The sequence below is a fragment of the Baekduia sp. genome (assembly GCF_035318805.1).
Classification (GTDB): Bacteria; Actinomycetota; Thermoleophilia; order Solirubrobacterales; family Solirubrobacteraceae; genus Baekduia.
Genome location: NZ_DATHDY010000066.1, coordinates 1 through 18,285 on the forward strand (window position 1 = coordinate 1; position 18,285 = coordinate 18,285).

Here is an 18,285-nt window from a genome sequence, read left to right on the forward strand (position 1 = left end):
CGGGCGCCGGCCTGGTCGGTCTGCCGCCGGCGCCGAGGGGGGATGGTTCGGGCATGAATCGCCACGCTTCGAGGTCCGGGTCGCCTCGTGCCTACATATTCCCCATGAATCGACCCGGACCCTCGACGGACCTCCCGCGCCCCGGCGCCGGCGGACGCCCCGGGGCGCCGGCGCCGCCCGGGCGCTCGCTCTCGTCAGTGCCCCCGAACCACGCGTCGCGGCACGACCAACGCCGGGGCTGAGCGCCATGAGCGCCAGCCCGCACGCCGAGGCCGGCGTCAGTCGTACGTGTAGAACCCGCGGCCGCTCTTGCGGCCCAGCGCGCCGTCGGCGACGAGGGCGACGATGGTGGCGGGCACGGTGGTCCCGATCGCCTCGCCGATTGCCTGGGCGACGTCGAGGCCGACGAAGTCCAGGAGCGCGAGGGGCCCCATCGGGTGGCCGGCGCCGAGCTGCATGCAGGTGTCGATCGCCTCGGCCGACAGGCCGGACTCCTCCTGGAACGCGACGGCGGAGAACAGGTAGGGGAACAGGAGGCGGTTGACGACGAAGCCGGGCGTGTCGGGGACGGTCACCGCGGTCTTGCCGAGGTCCTCGCACAGGCCGGCGGCGCGGGTGCGCGTGCTGACGGTCGCCTCGGCGGGGAAGGCGAGCTCCACGAGCTTCATCTTCGGCACCGGGTTGAAGACGTGCAGGCCGACGAAGCGCTCGGGCGCCCCGCTCGCGGTGGCCAGCTCCTGGACCGAGAGGGAGGACGTCGTCGAGCCGAGCAGCGCGTCCGAACCGACGACGTCGGCCAGCTCCGCCCACAGCGCGGCCTTGGCGCGGGCGTCCTCGACCACGGCCTCGACGACGGCGGTGGCGCCGCTCAGCGCGCCGAGGTCGCAGCCGACCCTCACGTGCGCGGCGTTGACCTCGCCGCTCAGGCGGCCGCACGCCTTCTCGACCACCGCCCGCGCCCGGTCGGCCGAGTCCTCCGAGCGCGCCCAGAGGACCACCTCGCCGTGGCGCGCGGCGGCCGCGGCCAGGCCGCAGGCGATGGCGCCGCTGCCGACGATCCCGAGTCGCTCGTTCATGGGCCGGAGTTCTATCGGGATGCGGTCCGCCGGGCTCCACCGCCTCGATGCGCGAGGGCCCGCGGGCCCTCGCCGTCCTTCGGGCTGGGGAGCCCGGTGGGGCCGCGACACGGCGCCGACGAGGCCGGTCCGCACGTCCCGCCGGCGTGCTCGCTATCCCCAGCGGAATCCGGTGGCGCTCGCCGCCACCGGCAGCGGGCTCTCCGGGAGCCCTTCGGCCGGCGTGACGTCGTTGTAGCCGCCCGGCGCGGTGTCGTTCGGACCGTCGGCGTGGAAGATCGAGGCGAGATGCTGGATCTGGCCGCGACCGACGCCGAGCTCGAACTGGCCGCCGCCGTACATGCCGATGCCGTGCTCCTCACAGTGCTCGTAGGCGGCCAGGAGCGGGCGCAGGCCGCCGAGGCGCGACGGCTTGACGTTGACCATCTTCGGCGGGAACGGCAGGCCGAGAACATCCTCGACGCTGTGGATGTTGGCGTCCCAGGTGATGCGGTCGCGGTGGGGCTCGAGGGCCGGCCACGTCGCGTCGGTGATCGCCGGGTCCTCGATCCACGCGTCCGGGAACGCCTCGGCGACGCGGCGGTAGAGCACGGGGTCGGGCGGGTTGTCGACCACCGAGCCGACGTACAGGCCCTTGAGGTCGACGCTCTCCACGGCGCCCGTGGCCGCCAGCTCGGCGACGAGCGCGTCGTTCCACGACGCCGTCGGGTCGAGCTTGAACTGCAGTGCCGGATACCGGTCGAGCCGCGCGCGCAGCGGCTCCATCGTCGCCGGCTCGCCCAGGCGCAGCGACACGACGAAGCGCACGGGGGAGAGCGGACGACCGAGTGCCTCGTGCAGCGGCACGCCGGCCTGGCGCAGCGCAAGGTCCAGCGCCGCCGACTCGTACGCCCACACGCGGTACTGCCGCGACGCGTCGTGGCGCGCCGGCTCCGGCCAGAGGTCGAGCGTGGCGAGGTGGTCGCAGAACGACTCCAGCGTCCAGGTGCCGGCCAGCGGCAGCGTCGGTCCCGCCGCCTGCAGCGCAGCCTGGTCCTCGGCGTCGTAGCTGACGTCCTCGCCCAGTCCCTCGTGTCCGTCGCCGCCGCGGAAGCGCAGCACGGTCGAGACGCGCGTGAAGTCCGACGACACGTCGCGCTGCAGCCGCTCGAGCGCGTAGTCCTCGATCTCCAGCGGCAGATCGGCGATGCGCTCCCAGAGGCGGCTCACGACGACGGCGCCGCGGCGTCCGCGACCGGCGCGGCCCCACCCGGGCGCTGCTCGAGGCGCGCCACGAGCTCGTCGAGGCGCAGCTCCTCGAGCCCGCGTCCGACGGCGTCCAGCTCGCCGGCGCAGAACTCGACCAGGCCACGGCCCTCCTGGCAGAGGTCCAGCGTCTCGCGCAGGCCCGCCTCCCCGGAGTCCAGCCGCTTGATGATCTCCTCCAGCCGCCCGGTGGCGGCCTCGTAGGTCTGGGTGCTCACGCGCCCTCCTCGGGGTTCTTGATGTCCTCAACATGGGCGCCGACGTCGCCGTCGGCGAAGAAGAGCCGCACGTCGCCCAGCTCGCGCGCCTGCACGGCCGAGGTGACGATCCCGCCCGCGCCGTCGTCGACGATCGCGTACCCGCGAGCGACGGTGCGCTCCGGGTCGTGCGCCGCCAGCGCGCTGGCCAGCGACTCCAGCGCGGTGCGCCGCGCGCGGTCCTCCGGCCCACCCGCCGCGGCGGCCTTGCGCGACAGCGCGAGCGCCCGCCGGCCGGCGCGCTCGGCGTCGTCGTCCAGACGCCGGCGGGCGCTGGCCCGCAGCTCGCGCAGCCGCTGGCGCAGCGCGACGCGATGGCGCTCGATCGCCTGCGCCGGGGCCCGCGACAGCGCCGCCAGGTGGCGCGCGCGGCCGACGACGGCGCGGCGCCCATGGGCCTCCAGCGCCGCGGCGCACCGCGCCAGCGCCTGCCGCGCCTCCAGCGGATGGCACGGCACCGCCGACTCCGCGGCGTGCGTCGGCGTCGAGCAGCTCACGGCCGCCACGTCGTCGATGAGCGTCCGGTCGGTGTGGTGGCCGACCGACGCGATCACCGGCACGCGCAGCATCGCGACCGTGCGGCACAGCGTCTCGTCGCAGAACGCGAAGAGGTCGGCCAGCGACCCGCCGCCGCGCGCGACGATCACGACCTCGACCTCCTCGATCGCCGCGAGGTCCTGGAGCGCCTGCGTGATGCGGGGCGCGGCGTGGCGGTCCTGGACGGGGGCGAAGGCCCAGACCAGCCGGCCCGCCCACCCGCGGCGCCGCAGCCCGGCGAGCACATCGTCGCGCGCTTTGCCGCCCTCACCGGTGACGACGCCGATGCAGCGCGGCAGCTCGGGCAGCGCGAGGGCCTTCTGGGCGGCGAACAGGCCCTCCGCGCCGAGCGCGCGCCGCAGCGCCTCCATCTGCGCGAGCAGGTCGCCCTCGCCGGCGATCCGCAGGCCGGTGACGTCGAAGGAGAACGACGGCGAGGACGTGCGCGACCCCGGGTAGTAGCCGGGCCCGCCGGCGGCCACGACCCGTGCGCCGTCGGTGAACGTGGTCGTCGCGAAGCCAAGCCGCTCGAAGTCGTTGCGCCACATCGAGCACGGCACGGCGCCGTCGCCGTCGCGCAGCTCGAAGTAGACCTTGGCCTTGGACGCGCGGAAGTTCCACACCTCGCCGAAGAGCTGCACCCGCGCGCGCTTGCGCAGCTCGTCGCGGAGCTTCTCGGCGTACGCGCCGACCGGGAACGGGCCGGCCAGGGACGATCCGGCGATGCCGTCGGGACGGGGCTGGACGCTCATGTCGACGCCTCCCCGGCCGCGGGAGCGAGCCCCTGGGCGAGCTGCCGGGTGGGCGGGTCGGCATGCGAGCCCCTGGGCGAGGTCGTCCGCCTCATCTCGTCACCGTCGCCGCCGCCAGGGCGCGTACCACGCCGGCCTTGTCCTCGCCGCACGGGACCGCGACGAGGGTCGTGACGCCGGCCCGCTCGTAGGTCGCCAGCCGCTCGTCGAGCCCGGACGGCGTCGTGGCGATCGCGCCCGCGTCGACCAGCGCGTCGGTCACCGCCGCCGCAGCGCCCGTGCGGTCGCCGCCGAGCATCAGCTCCTGGACCTCGCGAGCGGCGGCGCCGTGCCCGTGGCGCTCGGCGAGGTCGACGTAGAAGTTCTTCTCCTTGGCGCCCATCGCGCCGAGGTAGAACGCCAGCCACGGGCGGACCGCGTCGCGGGCGGCGCCCAGGTCCTCGTCGATCGCAACGGGCACGACCGGCGCCACGTCGATGTCGGCCAGCGAGCGCCCGGCCTCCTCGGCGCCCTCGCGCAGCGGGCCCATCAGCACCTCGGGCTCGGCCGGGTTCAGCAGGAACGGCAGCCAGCCGTCGGCGATCGCGCCGGCCTGGCGGACCGCGCGCGGACCGATCGCCCCGAGGTAGATCGGCAGCGTGTCCTGAACCGGGCGGGTCAGCAGCTTCAGCGGCTTGCCGAGCCCCGTCGGCGGGTGGTCGGGATCGTCGCCGCCCTCCAGCGGCACCTGGATCGGCTCGCGCGCGAGCGTCCGGCGCACGATGTCCACGTACTCGCGGGTGCGGGCGAGGTTGCGCGTGAACGGCACGCCGTACCAGCCCTCGCTGACCTGGGGGCCCGACAGCCCGAGCCCGAGCCGGAAGCGGCCGTCGCTGAGCACGTCGAGCGTCGCGGCGGCCATCGCGGTCGCGGTCGGCTTGCGCGCGGGGATCTGCAGCAGGCCCGAGCCCAGCCCGACGCGCTGCGTGCGGCCGGCCAGCAGCCCGAGGACCGACACCGCGTCCTGGCCCCACGCCTCGGCCACCCAGACGGAGTCCAGCCCCAGCTGGTCGGCGAGCACGGCCAGCTCGACCTGCTCGGTAGGCGAGAACCACGGCCAATAGGCGAGAAACACTCCAGCACGCATCGAGCGCCTCAGGGTAACCACGACGCCGGGCGGGTCGGACCGTCCAGCCGCGGGTGGACACCGCGTAAGCAGGAGCTCGCGTCCCGGTTGGCATCGGCACATGCGCCGTCTCACGCCCGTCCTCGCCCTCGTCGCCGTCCTGAGCCTGCCCAGCGCCGTCGCCCGGGCCGCGGAGCCCGGAACGCCCGGCTCCACGTTCCTGGTCTCCGCCGTCCCCGGCGGGCTCGATCCGCTGGCCACGCCGGTCAACGACTCCGATTTGGAGCGCTCCGGCGTCAGCGCGGACGGTCGCTACGTCGCGTTCAGCTCGGACTCCGACAGCCTCTCGCCCGACGACGACGACGCGGTCGAGCAGGTCTTCGTCCGTGACCTGGTCACCGGCGCCGTCACGCTCGCCAGCCGGGCCGCCGGGGCCGCCGGCGCTCCCGCGCACGTCACCTGCCGTGGGGCGACGATCTCCGACAACGGCCGCCGGGTCGCCTTCGAGTGCTACGGCGCCCTGGATCCCGCCGACACCAACGGCGTCAGCGACGTCTACGTGCGCGACCTCGACGCGCAGACGACCACGCTGGTGAGTCGCGCGGCCGGGCTGGGCGCCGTCGGCGACGCCTACTCCTACGACGCGGCGATCAGCGGCGACGGGCAGTACGTGGCCTTCGAGTCCAACGCCAAGAACTTCAGCGGCGTCGACCCCGACGGCGCGACCGACATCTTCCGCCGCCGCCTCGGCAGCGGCGACGGGATGGCGCTCATCACGGTCCCGCAGGGCGCCGGCGTGCCCCAGCGCTCCTACGGCGCCGCGATCTCCGACAACGGCGACGTCGTCGCGTACACCAGCGGCTCGACCGGGCTGTGGCTCCAGACCGGCGTCAACGACACCAACAACAACTCGGACGTCTACGCCCGGATCGTGTCGGTGGACGAGTCGGTGCTCGTCAGCACCGCCAACGCCGACGCCGCGGCCCTGACCCAGGGCGGAGCCAACAGCGCCAGCGTCAGCGGCGACGGGCTCTACGTCGCCTACGACACGTCGGCCAACAACACCAACACGGCCGACGTCGACTCGGCCTCTGACGTCTTCCGCCGCCGTCTCGACACCGCGGCCGTCGCGCTCATCAGCCGTCCGACCGGCGTCGCCGGCACCAGCGACGGCAACTCCTACTCGCCCAGCCTCGACCAGACCGGCGCCCGCGTGGCGTTCACCAGCTCGGCCACGAACCTCGGCGACGGCGACGCCGATGCCCGCTACGACGCCCACGTCCGCGACGTCGGCGCGGCGACGACCGCGCTCGCCACCCGCGCACCGGGCGCCGCCGGGGCCAAGAGCACCGCCGACAGCAGCATCCCGGCCATGAGCGACGACGCGAGCACGATCGCCTTCCCGATCGACGGCGACGGCGGCCTGCTGCCCGGCCTCGGCTCCGACGCCCGGCGCGTCTACGCCCGCCGCGGGACCGACACGCTGCTGGTCTCCGCCGCTCCCGGCGCCGCGCTGGCCAGCGCCGGCGGCGACAGCCGCGTCGCCGGCCAGGGCGCCATCAGCGCCGACGGCCGCCTGGTGGCGTTCACGTCGGTGGCCGACGGCCTCTCCGGCGAGGACGACGACCGCGTCGCGCAGGCCTTCGTCCGCGACACGGCGACCCGGACGACCGTGCTGGTCAGCCGCGCGAGCGGCGAGCACGGCGCGGCCGCCTCCGCCGACGCGGAGAACGTGGTGCTCAGCGCCGACGGCCGGCGCGCCGCCTTCGTCACGCGCGCCGCGCTCGATCCCGCCGACGTCAACGACCGCGACGACGTCTACGTGCGCGACCTCACGACCGCCACGACGACGCTGGCGTCGGTCGGCGAGGGCGGCGTGCTCGGCAACGGGAACGCCACGGAGCCGGTCCTCGACGCCGACGGCAGCCGCGTCGCGTTCGCGACCGGCGCGAGCAACCTCGGCGACGGCGACGTCACGCCCATGCTGGACGTCCACGTCCGCGACCTCGCCGCCGGCCACACCATCCTCGTCAGCGCGACGCCCGGCGGCGCGGCCGCCAACGGCGAGTCCGGCGCGGCGTCGATCTCGGCCGACGGGGGGCACGTCGCGTTCGAGTCCTACGCCTCCAACCTGGGCGACGGCGACGCCGACACCACCTACGACGTCCACGTCCGCGACCTCGCCGCGGGCACGACCGTGCTGGCCAGCCGCGCCGACGGCGCCGGCGGCGCCAAGGCGGGCGGCGCGGGCTCGCGCAGCCCGTCACTCAGCGGCGACGGCACGCGCGTGGCGTTCGACAGCGACGCCCAGGACCTCGATCCCGCCGTGCCCGACCCGGGCGGGTCGCGCGACGTCTTCGTCCGCGACCTCGTCGCCGGCACCACCGTCCTGGCGGACCGGGCCGACGGCGCCGCCGGCGGCAAGGCGAGCGGGGGCCAGGACCCGGTCCTGTCGGCCGACGGCCGCGTCGTGCTGTTCCACACGTACGACCCGACGTTCGCGCCGACGCTGATCAGCGACGAGCCCTACGCGACGTTCGCCCGCGACCTGGCGGCCGGCCGCACGCGTCTGGCCACGGCGCCGGACGGCGACGCCCCGCTCGGCAACCAGTACCTCGGCGCCGCGGCGGTCAGCGCCGACGGCGGCTGCGTCGCGTTCGTCGCCGCCGGACACGGCCTCGTGCCCAGCGTGAACACCGACAACAGCGAGATCTACGTCCACGTGCTCGGCGGCCGCTGTGGCCTGCCGCCCGTGGGCGAGACGTCCGGCGACACGCCTGCGGCGCCCGTGCCGCCGCTCGGCCCGCCCGCCGTGCGGCCCGACCGCACGGCGCCGCGGATCACCGGCCTCAAGACCACCAACAAGCGCTTCCGCGTGGCCAAGGGCGCGACCGCGGTCAGCGCTGCCGTGAAGGCCGCGAGCAAGCCGCGCGCGCCCGCCGGCACGACCTTCCGCTTCACGCTCTCGGAGGCGGCGACGACGCGGATGGCGATCGCCCGCGAGCTGCCCGGGCGGCGCAAGGGCAAGAGCTGCGTCAAGGCCACCAAGAAGCTCGCGCACGCCAAGCGCTGCACGCGCGCGGTCGCCGCCGGCACGCTGACGCGCAGGCTCCGGGCCGGCGCCGCGAAGGTGACGTTCACGGGCCGGGTCGGGCGCAAGGCCCTGGCGCGCGGCACCTACGTGGCGACGCTCACCGCCACCGACGCCGCCGGCAACCGCTCCACGTCGGCGCGCGTGCGGTTCGTCGTCGTGGCCGCGTGATCCGCGCTCAGCCTGTCGCGGCCAGCCGGCCGCCGACGAACTGCGCGAGGCCGGCGATCCGCTGGCGGACCTCCGCGTAGCCGCGGTCCTTGAGCCCCTCGACGATCTCGTCGGGCTCGAACAGGCGGATGCCGCTGCGGGCGCCGGCGAGGTCGTTCATCGCGCGCCCGGGCGCCGACTGCAACCGGCAGCTCGTCAGGATCGCGATGCGCCCGCCGGGCGTCAGCACGCGCGTCATGTGGTCGAGCGCCGCATCGGGGTCCTCGAACAGGTGGAGCGCCGCGAAGCAGCAGACGGCGTCGAAGCTCGCGTCGCGAAACGGCAGCCGCACGGCGTCCCCGCGGACGTAGGCCACGACCTCGCCCGCCCGCCCCGTGTCGGCCACCGCGCGTGCGAGCATCGTCGGCGAGGCGTCGATCCCGACGGCCAGGCCGCCGTCGCCGACGATCCCGGCGAACTCGCGCGTGAAGTTCCCGGGCCCGCAGGCGACGTCCAGCACGCCGTCGCCGGGCGTGAGCCCGAGCAGCAGCCGCGCGATCCGGTGCTCGTCGCGCATCCCGCTGCCGAACGCGCCCTTCAGCACGCGTCCCCAGGCGGGCCGCCACCAGCGCTCGTAGACCGCCGGCAGCGTGCGCGACAGCATCAGCCGCTGGGCCGGGGTGGACGGCATGGAGCCGCCGTCGCCGATCAGGTCGAGGTAGCCGTGGCGGACGTCGGGCGCGGCGGGCCGGGCCGCGGGATCGAGCAGCGGCAGCGCGCGCGCCACCGGATCGGGCAGCGCTGCGTCGCGCGCCGCCCGCACGGCGTCAGACGACCGTGGTGTGCGGCTCGGGGTCCTCGGACCCCGCGCCGCCGATCGCCGCATCGGGATCCGTGACCGACGGCAGCGGCTTCATGCCGGGCTCGGCGTGGTGCCCGCGGACCTCGCCGGTGACGCCCAGCGCGGTCAGGCGCCAGATCTCCCGCTCGCCGAGCACGCGCGCCGGATCGTCCTTCGGCAGGTCGACGATCAGCCGCGCGATGCGGTTGCGCAGCTGCAGCGCGAAGTGCGGCGTGGACGCGCCCATGAGCTGGCGGACGTCGTCGACGGTGACCTTGCGCGTGAGGCGCTCGGGGTTCTCGGCCTGGCTCATGGTTTGGGGGAGGGGCTCGCGCGCTCGTTGACGGGGACGATCTCGAGGAGTGCGTCGATGCGCGACTGGGAGTCCACGGACAGGGCTCCTTCGTCGCCGACGATCCAGCCGTGATTGTAGACGCCGCGCACCGGATCCCTGGTGTAGCCGGGCTGCACGTCCAGCAGGTAGCCCTGCAGCGCGGGCGGCAGCGCGGCCGGGTCGTCGCTGACCAGCAGCGGGCCGTAGGTGCCGCTGGCCGACAGCGGGGCGGCGGCGGCGGCGTCGCCGGGCCGCTTGGTGCTGGCGAACACGAACCCGTGGCCGGGGTCGACGACGCCCCAGCCGAAGTTGCCGTCCACGAACCGCGCGAACGCCACCGAGCTCGCGGCCGGGCTCGGGCCGGAGATGCGCGAGACGGTGCCCAGGCGCCGCAGCTGCGCCAGCGCCTTGTTGGACACGACGCTCTCGGGCCCGAGCACGTAGATCTTGGGCTGCTGGTGGGCGGCGATCGCGGCGCGCGTGTCGCGCGGCACGTCGTCCTTGTTGGTGAAGAGGATCGGGTCGCCCGCCTTGGCGGCCCAGGCGGCCGCGGGCATCGCGTACTCGGGCGAGTCGGCCGGGACGACGACGACGCGATCGCTGGTCGTCCCGCGCGCGGCGGCCTGGAAGGCGTCGATGGCGCGGGCGATCGCCGGGGCGTCGGCCCCGCGCAGGTCGGTGGTCCGCATGCCGTTGAGCTCCGGCACGTCGCCCACGCGCACGACCTGGGCGCCGCCGGCCTGCTTGGAGCCCGTCGGCGCCAGCGCGGCGAGCGCGCTCTTGGTGGCCGCGGGGAGCTCGTCGGGCCCGTGGGCGTAGAGCAGCGGCGCCCGGATGGGAGAGCTCATCAGCACCGAGGCGGCCAGGCCGACGCGCCAGTCGCGGTCGTCGGCGAGGACGACGGCGCGCGGGCGCGTGACCCGCGAGGAGCCGGAGTAGACCGCGCGCGCCACGGCGGCGGCGTCGGCGACCGGGTCGGCGCCGCCCACGCGCGTGGTGTTCTTGGTCGCGAAGACCGGGAAGCCGAGGTCCGCGGCGGCGGTCGTCTCGGTGCCCTTGGCGCCGATCTCGGGCTGCTTGGCCTTCGTGGTGGTGGAGTCGGCGCCGCGGCCGCAGCCGGCCGCGACGACGGCGAGCGCGAGCAGCGCCGCGGCGGTGGACCGTGGGGCACGCATGCGCGGCAGGCTACGACCTCGCGCCGCCGTCACGCGCCGCCGGCGGCCATCGTCGGTGTGTCCGCGCCCGAACGGTCGGGGTCGTGAACCTCATGCGGTAGGTCGACCCAAGAGCTTGCAACCGGTCATGCGGGACATGGATGTGCACGTTTCGTCCCAGTCGTGTAGGTTGCCGATCACGCCGAACCGCTGGTGAGGAGCCAGTGGGCGGGGGACCCAAGTTGTGTGGGGCGAATTGCACGGTGAATCCGTGCGAAGCGCAGGCTCTTTCCGCGCTAGCCCGTCAGCTAACCCCGTAGGCCGACGAAAGAGGAATCGACCTTGCGGGCATCTGCCGTTGTGCTGACGATCGTCGCATCGCTGGTCGCCGCACCTGCGGCGATGGCGCAGACGACGGCCGGCACGACCGACACGAGCAGCACGACCGCCCCGGCCCCCACGGCCCCGGTGGTTCCCACCGGCGGCGCCGCCTACGGCGAGCCGAACCCCGCCACGGTCCAGCTCACGCCCGAGCAGACCGCGACGATGCTGCCCAACGGCTACGCCGCCGCGCCCGTGAGCGCGCCGCAGGAGGTCAAGGACGCCATCGCGGCGGCCAACCTCATCATCGGCAAGCCGTACGTCTACGGCGGTGGCCACAACGCGCGGTTCACCTCGCGCGGCTACGACTGCTCCGGCACCGTCTCCTACGCGCTGCACGGCGCCGACCTGCTGACGAGCCCGCTCGACTCGAGCTCGTTCATGAAGTGGGGCGCCAAGGGCGCCGGCACCTGGATCACGGTCTACACGAACCCCGGTCACGCGTTCGCCGTCATCGCCGGCCTGCGCCTCGACACGAGCGCCGCCGGTGACTCGGCGGGCGGCAAGGGCCCCCGCTGGCGCCCCGCGCTGCGCAGCACCAAGGGCTTTACCGCCCGTCACCCCAACGGGTTCTAGGTCGTCTGGCCGCCGCGCCGGCGGCCAGGTCTGGACGCGGGCGGGGTAGGCTAGAGCTGACCCCGATCCTGCGATCAGTATGGAGGCCCGATGCCGGGCGTTAGTGGCCGTTTCTCGACGGTCGTCAAAGCGAAGATCTCGAAGCTGCTGGACCGCGCTGAGGACCCGGCGGAGACGCTCGACTACAGCTACCAGAAGCAGCTGGAGTCGCTGCAGAACGTCAAGAAGGGCATCGCGGACGTCGTCACCGCGAAGAAGCGGCTGCAGATGCAGTCGACCAAGCTCGAGCAGTCCGTGGTCAAGCTCGACACGCAGGCGCGTCAGGCGCTCTCGCAGGGCAACGAGGAGCTCGCCCGCGTCGCGCTGGAGAGAAAGAACGTCGCGCAGACCGAGCTGCAGGGGCTCGACCAGCAGGTCACCGAGCTGGAGGCCCAGCAGCAGAAGCTGGTCGACTCCCAGCAGAAGCTGACCACCAAGATCGAGACCTTCCGCACCAAGAAGGAAGTCATCAAGGCGCAGTACTCCGCCGCCGAGGCGCAGGTGCGCATCTCCGAGGCCGCCACCGGCGTCGGGGAGGAGATGGCCGACGTCGGTCTCGCGATGCAGCGCGCGGTCGACAAGACCGAGCAGATGAAGGCCCGCGCCGACGCGGTCGGCGAGCTCGAGGCCTCCGGCGCGTTCGACGACCTCACCCAGCTCGGCTCGGGCGAGGACGACATCGACCGTCAGCTCAAGGAGCTCTCGAGCACCGCCACGGTCGACGACGAGCTGGCCAAGATGAAGGCCGAGCTGGGTCCCGGCGCCGCCGGCGACTCCAAGCAGCTCGAAGAGGGCCAGGCATGATCGTCCGCATCTCCGAGGACGGCCAGTACGAGCTCGACGACGCGCACCACGCGAAGCTCAACGAGCTCGACGACGCGGCCGTCGCCGCGGTGGACCGCGACGACGAGGACGCGTTCCACTCGTTCTTCGAGGAGCTGCTGCAGTACGTGCGGACCAACGGCACCAGGATCGCCGACGACGACCTGCGCTCGTCGGAGATCATCTTCCCCCCGGCCGACCTGTCGTTCGTGGAGGCCGGGCAGGACTTCACGGGCGACGGCCTGGTGCCCGACCCGCCCAGCAGCACCACGGCCTAGGAGCAAGAGGTCCGGCCGGCGCGGCGTCCTTCGGGGAAGGGCGCCGCGCAGCCCGGCGTGCGCGGGCCCGCCCCGCATGGACGCGCGCCGCGTGGGTACCAGGACTGCACGCTCGCGGCCCGCCGCGGCGGTCGCAGCGCCCCTTGCCCGATGATGCGCGTCCAGGACATCCCCCGAGACTCCCTCGCCCCTGCCGTCGGGCGGCACATGCTCGACGACCTCGACGGCACGGTCGCGTCGCACGTCGCCGACCAAGCTCGTCTCCTCGTCTCCGAAGTCGTCACCAACGCCGTGCGTCACGGCGAGGGCGACATGGTGCGCGTGATGCTCGACGCCGACGGCGGGGGCGTGCTGCGGTGCGAGATCACCGACGACGGGCACGGCTTCGTCCCCGCCGCGCGCACCAAGGCGGCCACCGAGGTGGGAGGCTGGGGCCTGCACCTCGTGGAGGCCCTGTCGCGCGACTGGGGCGTCCGCGAAGGCCGTACCCACGTCTGGTTCGAGCTCGGCGCCGACTGACGCCGCCTCGGGCGCTCCCTAGATCGGGATGCCCCAGAGGGGGAACCAGCGCTCGAGCTCGGGCTCGACCGGGAGCTCGGTGCCCAGCTGCGCCTTGACCTGCAGCTCGCGCTCGGTGTCGCGCTGCTGGTCGCCGCGGGCGGGCACGAAGGGGTACCAGGTGCCGCGCTTGTAGTTGTAGATGAAGTAGACGGGCCGGCCGTCGGACTGCTCGAACGCGAAGACCGACGCCAGCACGCGGTTGCCGTAGCCGCCGATCGCCAGCGCGTCGGAGACCGCGTTGACGCCGACCGCGAGGTCCTCGATGTCGTCGTCGTGCAGGATCATCCAGCGGTAGCCGTAGCTGTCGTCGCTGGTCGTCAGCGTCGTGCCGGTCTCCTCGCCGGTGCCGCGCACGACCTCCTCCATCTCGGAGGCGATCTGCTGGAAGTCGCCGGTCGCCAGCGGCTGGAAGACGATCGCGGCCCGGCCCCGGTTCTTGATGCCGGGACCGGACTCGAGGGCCACCGCCGCGGTCGTGATCGCGAACAGCCGGTCGGGCGCGGGACCCTTGACCTTGCTGCGGCCCAGCAGCGCGTCGAAGAGGCCCATGGGCTAGGACGCCAGCGCGGTGCGCACGGGACCGCCGCCCTGCAGCTGGGACTCCAGCCGCGACAGCGCCGCGATGCGCTGCTCCATCGGCGGGTGGGTGGAGAAGATGTTGTAGATCGACTCCTTGACCTTCACCGGGACGATGTAGAACGCGTTCATCTCGGCGTGGGCGCGCAGGTCGTTCTGCGGGATGCGCTCGTTGATGCCGCTGATCTTCAGCAGGGCGGAGGACAGCGCGCTCGGGCGGCCGGTGATGACCGCGGCGCCGCGGTCGGCGGCGAACTCGCGGTAGCGCGACAGCGTCCGCATGAGGAAGAAGCTCACCACCCAGACGATGGCCGACACGAGGATGATCACCATGAAGCTCGGGCCGTCGTCATCGTCGTCGGAGTAGCCGCCCCCGCCGTACCCGCCGCCGAAGAGGAAGCCGAACTGGACGATCATCGACGCGACCGAGGCGAAGAAGCCCGCCAGCGTCATGATCATCACGTCGCGGTTGACGATGTGGGTGATCTCGTGGGCCATGACGCCCTCGAGCTCGGCGGGGGAGAGCAGGTCCATGATGCCCGTCGTCGCGCAGACCGTGGCGGCCTTGGGCGAACGGCCCATCGCGAACGCGTTGGGCACCGGCGTCGAGACGACCGCGATCTTCGGCTTCGGGATGTCGGCCTGCACGCACAGGCGCTCGATCATCGCGTGCAGCTCGGGAGCCTCCTGGGGGGAGACCTCCTTGGCGCCGACCGAGCGCAGCGCGAGCTTGTCGGAGGCGAAGAACTGGAACGCGAGCAGCGCGCCGCAGCCGATCGCGGCGACCGCACCACCGACGCTGGCGAACAGCACCGCGGCGAAGACGACGTAGACCAGCCCGAGCAGGAGCATCGTCACGAGCATCCGGATCTGCAGACCGGTGTCGCGACCGAACGAGGTGTTCATGCGGGGAATGGTAGTCCTGTTGCCTTAGGGAACCATGAAGGTCGTACGCACGGTGCCTTGCAGGTTCGACATGCGGGCCGCCTACCATGCCCGATCGCATGCGCCTGCGCCACGTGCTGGCCGGTGCTGTCCTACCGCTGGTGCTCTGCGCGTCGCTGTGGCTGGTCTTGCCGCTCGGCTCGGAGGCGTCTCCGCAGGGCCGCGCCGCCTCCCTCCAGAAGAAGATCGATACGACCCGCGGGAAGATCGGCCGCCGCAAGGGCACCGAGCACGTCCTGACGTCCGACATCCAGCGCTGGTCGACGCGCATCTCCAAGCTGCAGGGGTCGATCAGCACGCTGCAGACGCGCGAGCAGCGCATCCAGGCCGACCTCGACGCGCGTCGCAACGAGCTCGTGAGCACCCAGAAGCAGCTGCGCTCCGAGCGCGCGCGCCTGGCCCGGCTGCGCGCCCGGCTGGCCGAGGGCCGCAGGATCCTCTCGCGCCGGCTGGCCGAGCTCTACGAGGCCGACAAGCCCGACCTCGTCACCGTCGTCCTGAACTCGAAGGGCTTCGCCGACCTGCTGGAGCGCGGCGAGTTCCTCGGCCGCATCCAGGAGCAGGACAACAACGTCATCAAGCTCGTCCGCGACGCCAAGGCCGATGCGACCGCGACCGCCGCGCGCCTCGACAAGCTCGAGCGCCGCCAGCAGCAGCTGACGACGATCGTCCTGCAGCGCCGCGACCAGGTCGCCCAGGTCAAGCAGCAGCTGATCGACACGCGCGTCGGCTACCAGCAGACGCGCAACGACAAGAAGAACGCCCTCGGCAAGGTGCGCACGGAGCGCAAGTCGCTGGAGACCCACCTCGACGAGCTCCAGAAGGAGTCCGACAAGGTCCAGGCGCAGCTCCAGGGCGGCGGCAGCCTGCCCGCGGGCCCGATCAAGGGCGGCAGCGGCCGTTTCATCTGGCCGGTCAACGGCCCGCTCACCTCACCCTTCTGCGAGTCCCGCGCCTGGGAGTCCTGCCACCCGGGCATCGACATCGCCGTGCCCACCGGCACCCCGATCCGCGCCGCCGACGGCGGCCGCGTCGCGATCGCCGGCTGGGTCGGCGGCTACGGCAACTACACCTGCATCCAGCACACGGCCTCGCTGTCGACGTGCTACGGCCACCAGTCGGTGCTGAAGGTCAGCGTCGGCCAGTCGGTGTCCAAGGGCTCGGTGATCGGGCTTTCGGGCTCGACCGGGCACTCGACAGGGCCGCACCTGCACTTCGAGGTGCGCGTCAACGGCGCGGTGCAGAACCCGATGAACTACTTGTAGGACTTGGGTGGCCGGCGTTCCGCGCGGGCATGGGCCATCGAGGGACGAATGAATCTCGTACAGCGAGATTCATTCGTCCCTCGACGCTCCCGGCGCTCGGCCAAGCGCCGGCGGACGCTCGCTGACGCCCCGCCGAACGCCGGCGGAGGACACCAGGCGCCGACGCACCGTCCGCGCTCTTGTCGGTGATCCGGACCACGCCTCGCACGGCCGGCGCGCTCGCGCGGGACGCCACGAGCGCCGGCAGGCGGTGCCGCTACGCCCCCAGCGCCCGTCCCAGCCACCGCACCGCCATCCCCTGCAACTCCGGGTCGTGCTGGATCGAGCGGTGATGGCCGCCGCAGACGACGACCAGCTCCGAGCCCGGCGCCGCCGCGTGCAGTGCCCGCGACAGCTCCACCGGGACGACCTCGTCGCCCTCGGCGTGCAGCAGGAGCACCGGAACGGCCGCCGCGTCGAGCGCGCGCGCCGCATCCGTCTCGTCGTGCCGCCCCAGCAGCCCGACGACCGCGTCCCGATCCGCCGCGAAGCCGAACCGCTGCGCGCGCACGCCCACCGACAGCCCGACCGCCGACGCCGGGCAGATCGCCACGACGGCGCCGGCCCGCGCCCCCGTGGCCGCCACCAGCGCGAAGTACCCGCCCATCGACGACCCGCGCAGCCCGACGGCCGACACGCCGCCGCGCGCCCGCAGCACGTCGGCCATGAGCGCCACGTCGTCGACCGCGCGGCCGTCCAGCGCGCCGCCGGACTCCCCGTGCCCCCGCGCGTCGAACGCCAGCGCCGCCAGGCCACCCGCGGCACATGCGCGGGCGAAGTCGAAGTGGCTCTCCTTGCGCGAATCGGCGCCGTGGAGGACCACCACGCCGGCGGCGGCGACCCCCTGCGGAGCGAAGCGGGCCCAGGCCAGCCCGTCGGTCGTGCCGGTCTCCACCGGTGGCTCAGCTCGAACGGTGCGCATGGCGTGGCATCATGCCGCCCGCCGATGGCGACGACGCAGACCCCCATCTCCCACGTCTGGCCGCTGGGCACGACCCTCGACGCCGAGGGCGTGCTCCAACTGGGCGGATGCGATGCCCGCGAGCTCGCGCGCGAGTTCGGCACGCCGGCCTACATCGTCGCCGAGGACGACCTCCGCACGCGCGCCCGCCGCTTCCTCGCCGCGTTCGCGCAGCGCACCGACGACTTCGAGGTCCACTTCGCCTCCAAGTCGTTCCCCGCCACCGCGGTCCTGCGGCTCTTCGCCGAGGAGGGGCTGGCCTGCGACGTGGCGTCCGGCGGCGAGCTGCACCTCGCGCTCAACGCCGGCTTCGACCCGGCCAAGGTCCACCTGCACGGCAACGCCAAGAGCGTCGCCGAGCTGCAGATGGCCCTCGACGCGGGGATCGGCGACATCGTCGTCGACAACATGGACGAGCTCGAGCGCCTCCAGCGGCTGATCCCGCCCGGCCGCCGGCAGCGGATCCTGCTGCGCATCGCGCCCGGCGTCAGCCCCGACACGCACCCCAAGATCTCCACCGGCGGCCCGAACACCAAGTTCGGCTTCAACCCGGCCGACGCGCAGATCGCCATCGAGCGCGCGCAGGCCTCCGACAGGCTCGACCTCGACGGCCTGCACTTCCACATCGGATCGCAGATCCTCGACCTCGAGCCGTTCCGCGCCGCGCTGGAGGCGGTCGTCGCACTGGGCGACTTCAGGACCTACAACATGGGCGGCGGCCTCGGCGTCGCCTACACGCACGAGCAGTCGGCGCCCGGCATCGACGACTACGTCGCACGCAAGGTCGACCTGATCCGGGAGATCGCCGGCCCCGGCAAGCGCATCGCCGACGAGCCCGGGCGCGCGCTCGTCGCGCACTCGACGGTGACGCTGTACGAGGTGCAGTCGGTCAAGCACAACGTCGCGACCTGGGTCGCGGTCGACGGCGGCATGTCCGACAACCTGCGCCCGATGCTCTACGAGGCCCGCTACGAGGCGATGGTGGTGGGGAGGTCTGACCAGCACGGCACGATCTGCCACCTCGCCGGCAAGCACTGCGAGTCCAGCGACGTGCTGATCCACGACGCCGACCTGCCGGACCCGCGGCCGGGCGACCTGATCGCCATCCCGGTCACCGGCGCCTACGGCCACGCGATGGCCAACAACTACAACGGCCAGCCCCGGCCACCCATCGTCTTCGTCTCCGGAGGCAACGCCCGCGCGGTCGTGCGGCGTGAGACCTACGAGGACCTGACGCGGAGGGATGTACATGCCGAGGCATTCCCGAAGGAACGCAATGGCTGACTCATTCGCCGGTGGT

At 73.6% G+C, this 18,285-nt stretch carries 18 protein-coding genes and 1 riboswitch; of the genes, 7 read left to right on the plus strand and 11 right to left on the minus strand.

What is annotated here, in order from left to right:
• Positions 1-278: 278 nt before the first annotated feature.
• From VK501_RS15015 to VK501_RS15035, 5 genes are all read right to left on the minus strand, one after another.
• The gene (locus VK501_RS15015) at positions 279-1,076 is read right to left on the minus strand and encodes a 3-hydroxyacyl-CoA dehydrogenase family protein (protein ID WP_324338660.1); all 798 of its coding nucleotides are present in this window, start codon (positions 1,074-1,076) and stop codon (positions 279-281) included.
• Between the two features lie 153 nt (positions 1,077-1,229).
• Positions 1,230-2,285, minus strand: a complete 1,056-nt coding sequence (locus VK501_RS15020) for a hypothetical protein (protein WP_324338662.1) — start codon at positions 2,283-2,285, stop codon at positions 1,230-1,232.
• Positions 2,282-2,539, minus strand: coding sequence for an exodeoxyribonuclease VII small subunit (gene xseB, locus VK501_RS15025; RefSeq protein WP_324338664.1), 258 nt, complete (start codon positions 2,537-2,539; stop codon positions 2,282-2,284). The genes VK501_RS15020 and xseB overlap by 4 nt, the downstream gene beginning before the upstream one ends.
• Positions 2,536-3,867 (minus strand): exodeoxyribonuclease VII large subunit, encoded by a 1,332-nt coding sequence (gene xseA, locus VK501_RS15030; RefSeq protein ID WP_324338666.1) that lies wholly within the window; start codon positions 3,865-3,867, stop codon positions 2,536-2,538. Before xseA ends, xseB begins: the two co-directional genes overlap by 4 nt.
• A gap of 91 nt (positions 3,868-3,958) precedes the next feature.
• Positions 3,959-4,993, minus strand: coding sequence for an LLM class F420-dependent oxidoreductase (locus tag VK501_RS15035; protein WP_324338668.1), 1,035 nt, complete (start codon positions 4,991-4,993; stop codon positions 3,959-3,961).
• 100 nt (positions 4,994-5,093) lie between these two features.
• Here VK501_RS15035 and VK501_RS15040 point away from each other — a divergent pair, with 100 nt between their 5' ends.
• Positions 5,094-8,234 (plus strand): hypothetical protein, encoded by a 3,141-nt coding sequence (locus VK501_RS15040; RefSeq protein ID WP_324338670.1) that lies wholly within the window; start codon positions 5,094-5,096, stop codon positions 8,232-8,234.
• Positions 8,235-8,241: 7 nt separating this feature from the next.
• Here the strand turns inward: VK501_RS15040 and VK501_RS15045 are convergent, their stop codons facing one another.
• The 3 genes from VK501_RS15045 to VK501_RS15055 are packed head-to-tail and all read right to left on the minus strand — an operon-like array spanning position 8,242 to position 10,563.
• Positions 8,242-9,036: a class I SAM-dependent methyltransferase gene (locus VK501_RS15045; protein ID WP_324338672.1), complete on the minus strand. Its 795-nt coding sequence runs from the start codon at positions 9,034-9,036 to the stop codon at positions 8,242-8,244.
• Between the two features lie 4 nt (positions 9,037-9,040).
• The gene (locus VK501_RS15050; RefSeq protein WP_324338674.1) at positions 9,041-9,367 is read right to left on the minus strand and encodes a hypothetical protein; all 327 of its coding nucleotides are present in this window, start codon (positions 9,365-9,367) and stop codon (positions 9,041-9,043) included.
• A complete protein-coding gene (locus VK501_RS15055; RefSeq protein ID WP_324338675.1) occupies positions 9,364-10,563 on the minus strand; it encodes a cell wall-binding repeat-containing protein in 1,200 nt (399 codons plus the stop codon). Before VK501_RS15055 ends, VK501_RS15050 begins: the two co-directional genes overlap by 4 nt.
• Before the next feature lie 169 nt (positions 10,564-10,732).
• Positions 10,733-10,880: riboswitch (cyclic di-AMP (ydaO/yuaA leader) on the plus strand.
• Between the two features lie 22 nt (positions 10,881-10,902).
• On the opposite strand from VK501_RS15055, the gene VK501_RS15060 reads away from it, so the two are divergent.
• The 4 genes from VK501_RS15060 to VK501_RS15075 all read left to right on the plus strand — a co-directional run bounded on the left by VK501_RS15060 (position 10,903) and on the right by VK501_RS15075 (position 13,157).
• Positions 10,903-11,499 (plus strand): hypothetical protein, encoded by a 597-nt coding sequence (locus VK501_RS15060; RefSeq protein ID WP_324338676.1) that lies wholly within the window; start codon positions 10,903-10,905, stop codon positions 11,497-11,499.
• 90 nt (positions 11,500-11,589) lie between these two features.
• Positions 11,590-12,342: a PspA/IM30 family protein gene (locus VK501_RS15065; protein WP_324338678.1), complete on the plus strand. Its 753-nt coding sequence runs from the start codon at positions 11,590-11,592 to the stop codon at positions 12,340-12,342.
• Complete coding sequence (gene pspAA, locus VK501_RS15070) at positions 12,339-12,638, plus strand: PspA-associated protein PspAA (RefSeq protein ID WP_324338680.1); 300 nt, start codon at positions 12,339-12,341, stop codon at positions 12,636-12,638. Before VK501_RS15065 ends, pspAA begins: the two co-directional genes overlap by 4 nt.
• Positions 12,639-12,845: 207 nt before the next feature.
• Positions 12,846-13,157: an ATP-binding protein gene (locus VK501_RS15075; protein ID WP_324338682.1), complete on the plus strand. Its 312-nt coding sequence runs from the start codon at positions 12,846-12,848 to the stop codon at positions 13,155-13,157.
• A gap of 18 nt (positions 13,158-13,175) precedes the next feature.
• On the opposite strand, the gene pspAB is transcribed toward VK501_RS15075, so the two are convergent.
• Positions 13,176-13,748, minus strand: coding sequence for a PspA-associated protein PspAB (gene pspAB, locus VK501_RS15080; RefSeq protein WP_324338683.1), 573 nt, complete (start codon positions 13,746-13,748; stop codon positions 13,176-13,178).
• Positions 13,749-13,751: 3 nt separating this feature from the next.
• Positions 13,752-14,681, minus strand: coding sequence for a zinc metalloprotease HtpX (htpX, locus tag VK501_RS15085; protein WP_324338685.1), 930 nt, complete (start codon positions 14,679-14,681; stop codon positions 13,752-13,754).
• A gap of 98 nt (positions 14,682-14,779) precedes the next feature.
• On the opposite strand from htpX, the gene VK501_RS15090 reads away from it, so the two are divergent.
• Positions 14,780-15,985: a murein hydrolase activator EnvC family protein gene (locus VK501_RS15090; protein ID WP_324338686.1), complete on the plus strand. Its 1,206-nt coding sequence runs from the start codon at positions 14,780-14,782 to the stop codon at positions 15,983-15,985.
• 256 nt (positions 15,986-16,241) lie between these two features.
• Here VK501_RS15090 and VK501_RS15095 read toward each other — a convergent pair whose 3' ends face one another.
• Entirely contained in the window at positions 16,242-16,919 is a 678-nt protein-coding gene (locus tag VK501_RS15095) for an alpha/beta hydrolase family protein (RefSeq protein ID WP_324338688.1), read from the minus strand.
• Between the two features lie 51 nt (positions 16,920-16,970).
• Between VK501_RS15095 and lysA the strand changes: the two genes are divergently transcribed.
• A complete protein-coding gene (lysA, locus tag VK501_RS15100; RefSeq protein ID WP_324338690.1) occupies positions 16,971-18,269 on the plus strand; it encodes a diaminopimelate decarboxylase in 1,299 nt (432 codons plus the stop codon).
• Positions 18,270-18,285 lie beyond the last annotated feature (16 nt).

Bases quoted from the DNA above. Each gene is read 5' to 3' on its own strand.
- pspAB (WP_324338683.1), bottom strand. From the start codon at position 13,748: ATGGGCCTCTTCGACGCGCTGCTGGGCCGCAGCAAGGTCAAGGGTCCC.
- VK501_RS15015 (WP_324338660.1), bottom strand. From the start codon at position 1,076: ATGAACGAGCGACTCGGGATCGTCGGCAGCGGCGCCATCGCCTGCGGC.
- xseA (WP_324338666.1), bottom strand. From the start codon at position 3,867: ATGAGCGTCCAGCCCCGTCCCGACGGCATCGCCGGATCGTCCCTGGCC.
- lysA (WP_324338690.1), top strand. From the start codon at position 16,971: ATGGCGACGACGCAGACCCCCATCTCCCACGTCTGGCCGCTGGGCACG.
- pspAA (WP_324338680.1), top strand. From the start codon at position 12,339: ATGATCGTCCGCATCTCCGAGGACGGCCAGTACGAGCTCGACGACGCG.
- htpX (WP_324338685.1), bottom strand. From the start codon at position 14,681: ATGAACACCTCGTTCGGTCGCGACACCGGTCTGCAGATCCGGATGCTC.
- VK501_RS15065 (WP_324338678.1), top strand. From the start codon at position 11,590: ATGCCGGGCGTTAGTGGCCGTTTCTCGACGGTCGTCAAAGCGAAGATC.
- VK501_RS15050 (WP_324338674.1), bottom strand. From the start codon at position 9,367: ATGAGCCAGGCCGAGAACCCCGAGCGCCTCACGCGCAAGGTCACCGTC.
- VK501_RS15090 (WP_324338686.1), top strand. From the start codon at position 14,780: ATGCGCCTGCGCCACGTGCTGGCCGGTGCTGTCCTACCGCTGGTGCTC.
- VK501_RS15040 (WP_324338670.1), top strand. From the start codon at position 5,094: ATGCGCCGTCTCACGCCCGTCCTCGCCCTCGTCGCCGTCCTGAGCCTG.
- VK501_RS15055 (WP_324338675.1), bottom strand. From the start codon at position 10,563: ATGCGTGCCCCACGGTCCACCGCCGCGGCGCTGCTCGCGCTCGCCGTC.
- VK501_RS15035 (WP_324338668.1), bottom strand. From the start codon at position 4,993: ATGCGTGCTGGAGTGTTTCTCGCCTATTGGCCGTGGTTCTCGCCTACC.
- VK501_RS15075 (WP_324338682.1), top strand. From the start codon at position 12,846: ATGCTCGACGACCTCGACGGCACGGTCGCGTCGCACGTCGCCGACCAA.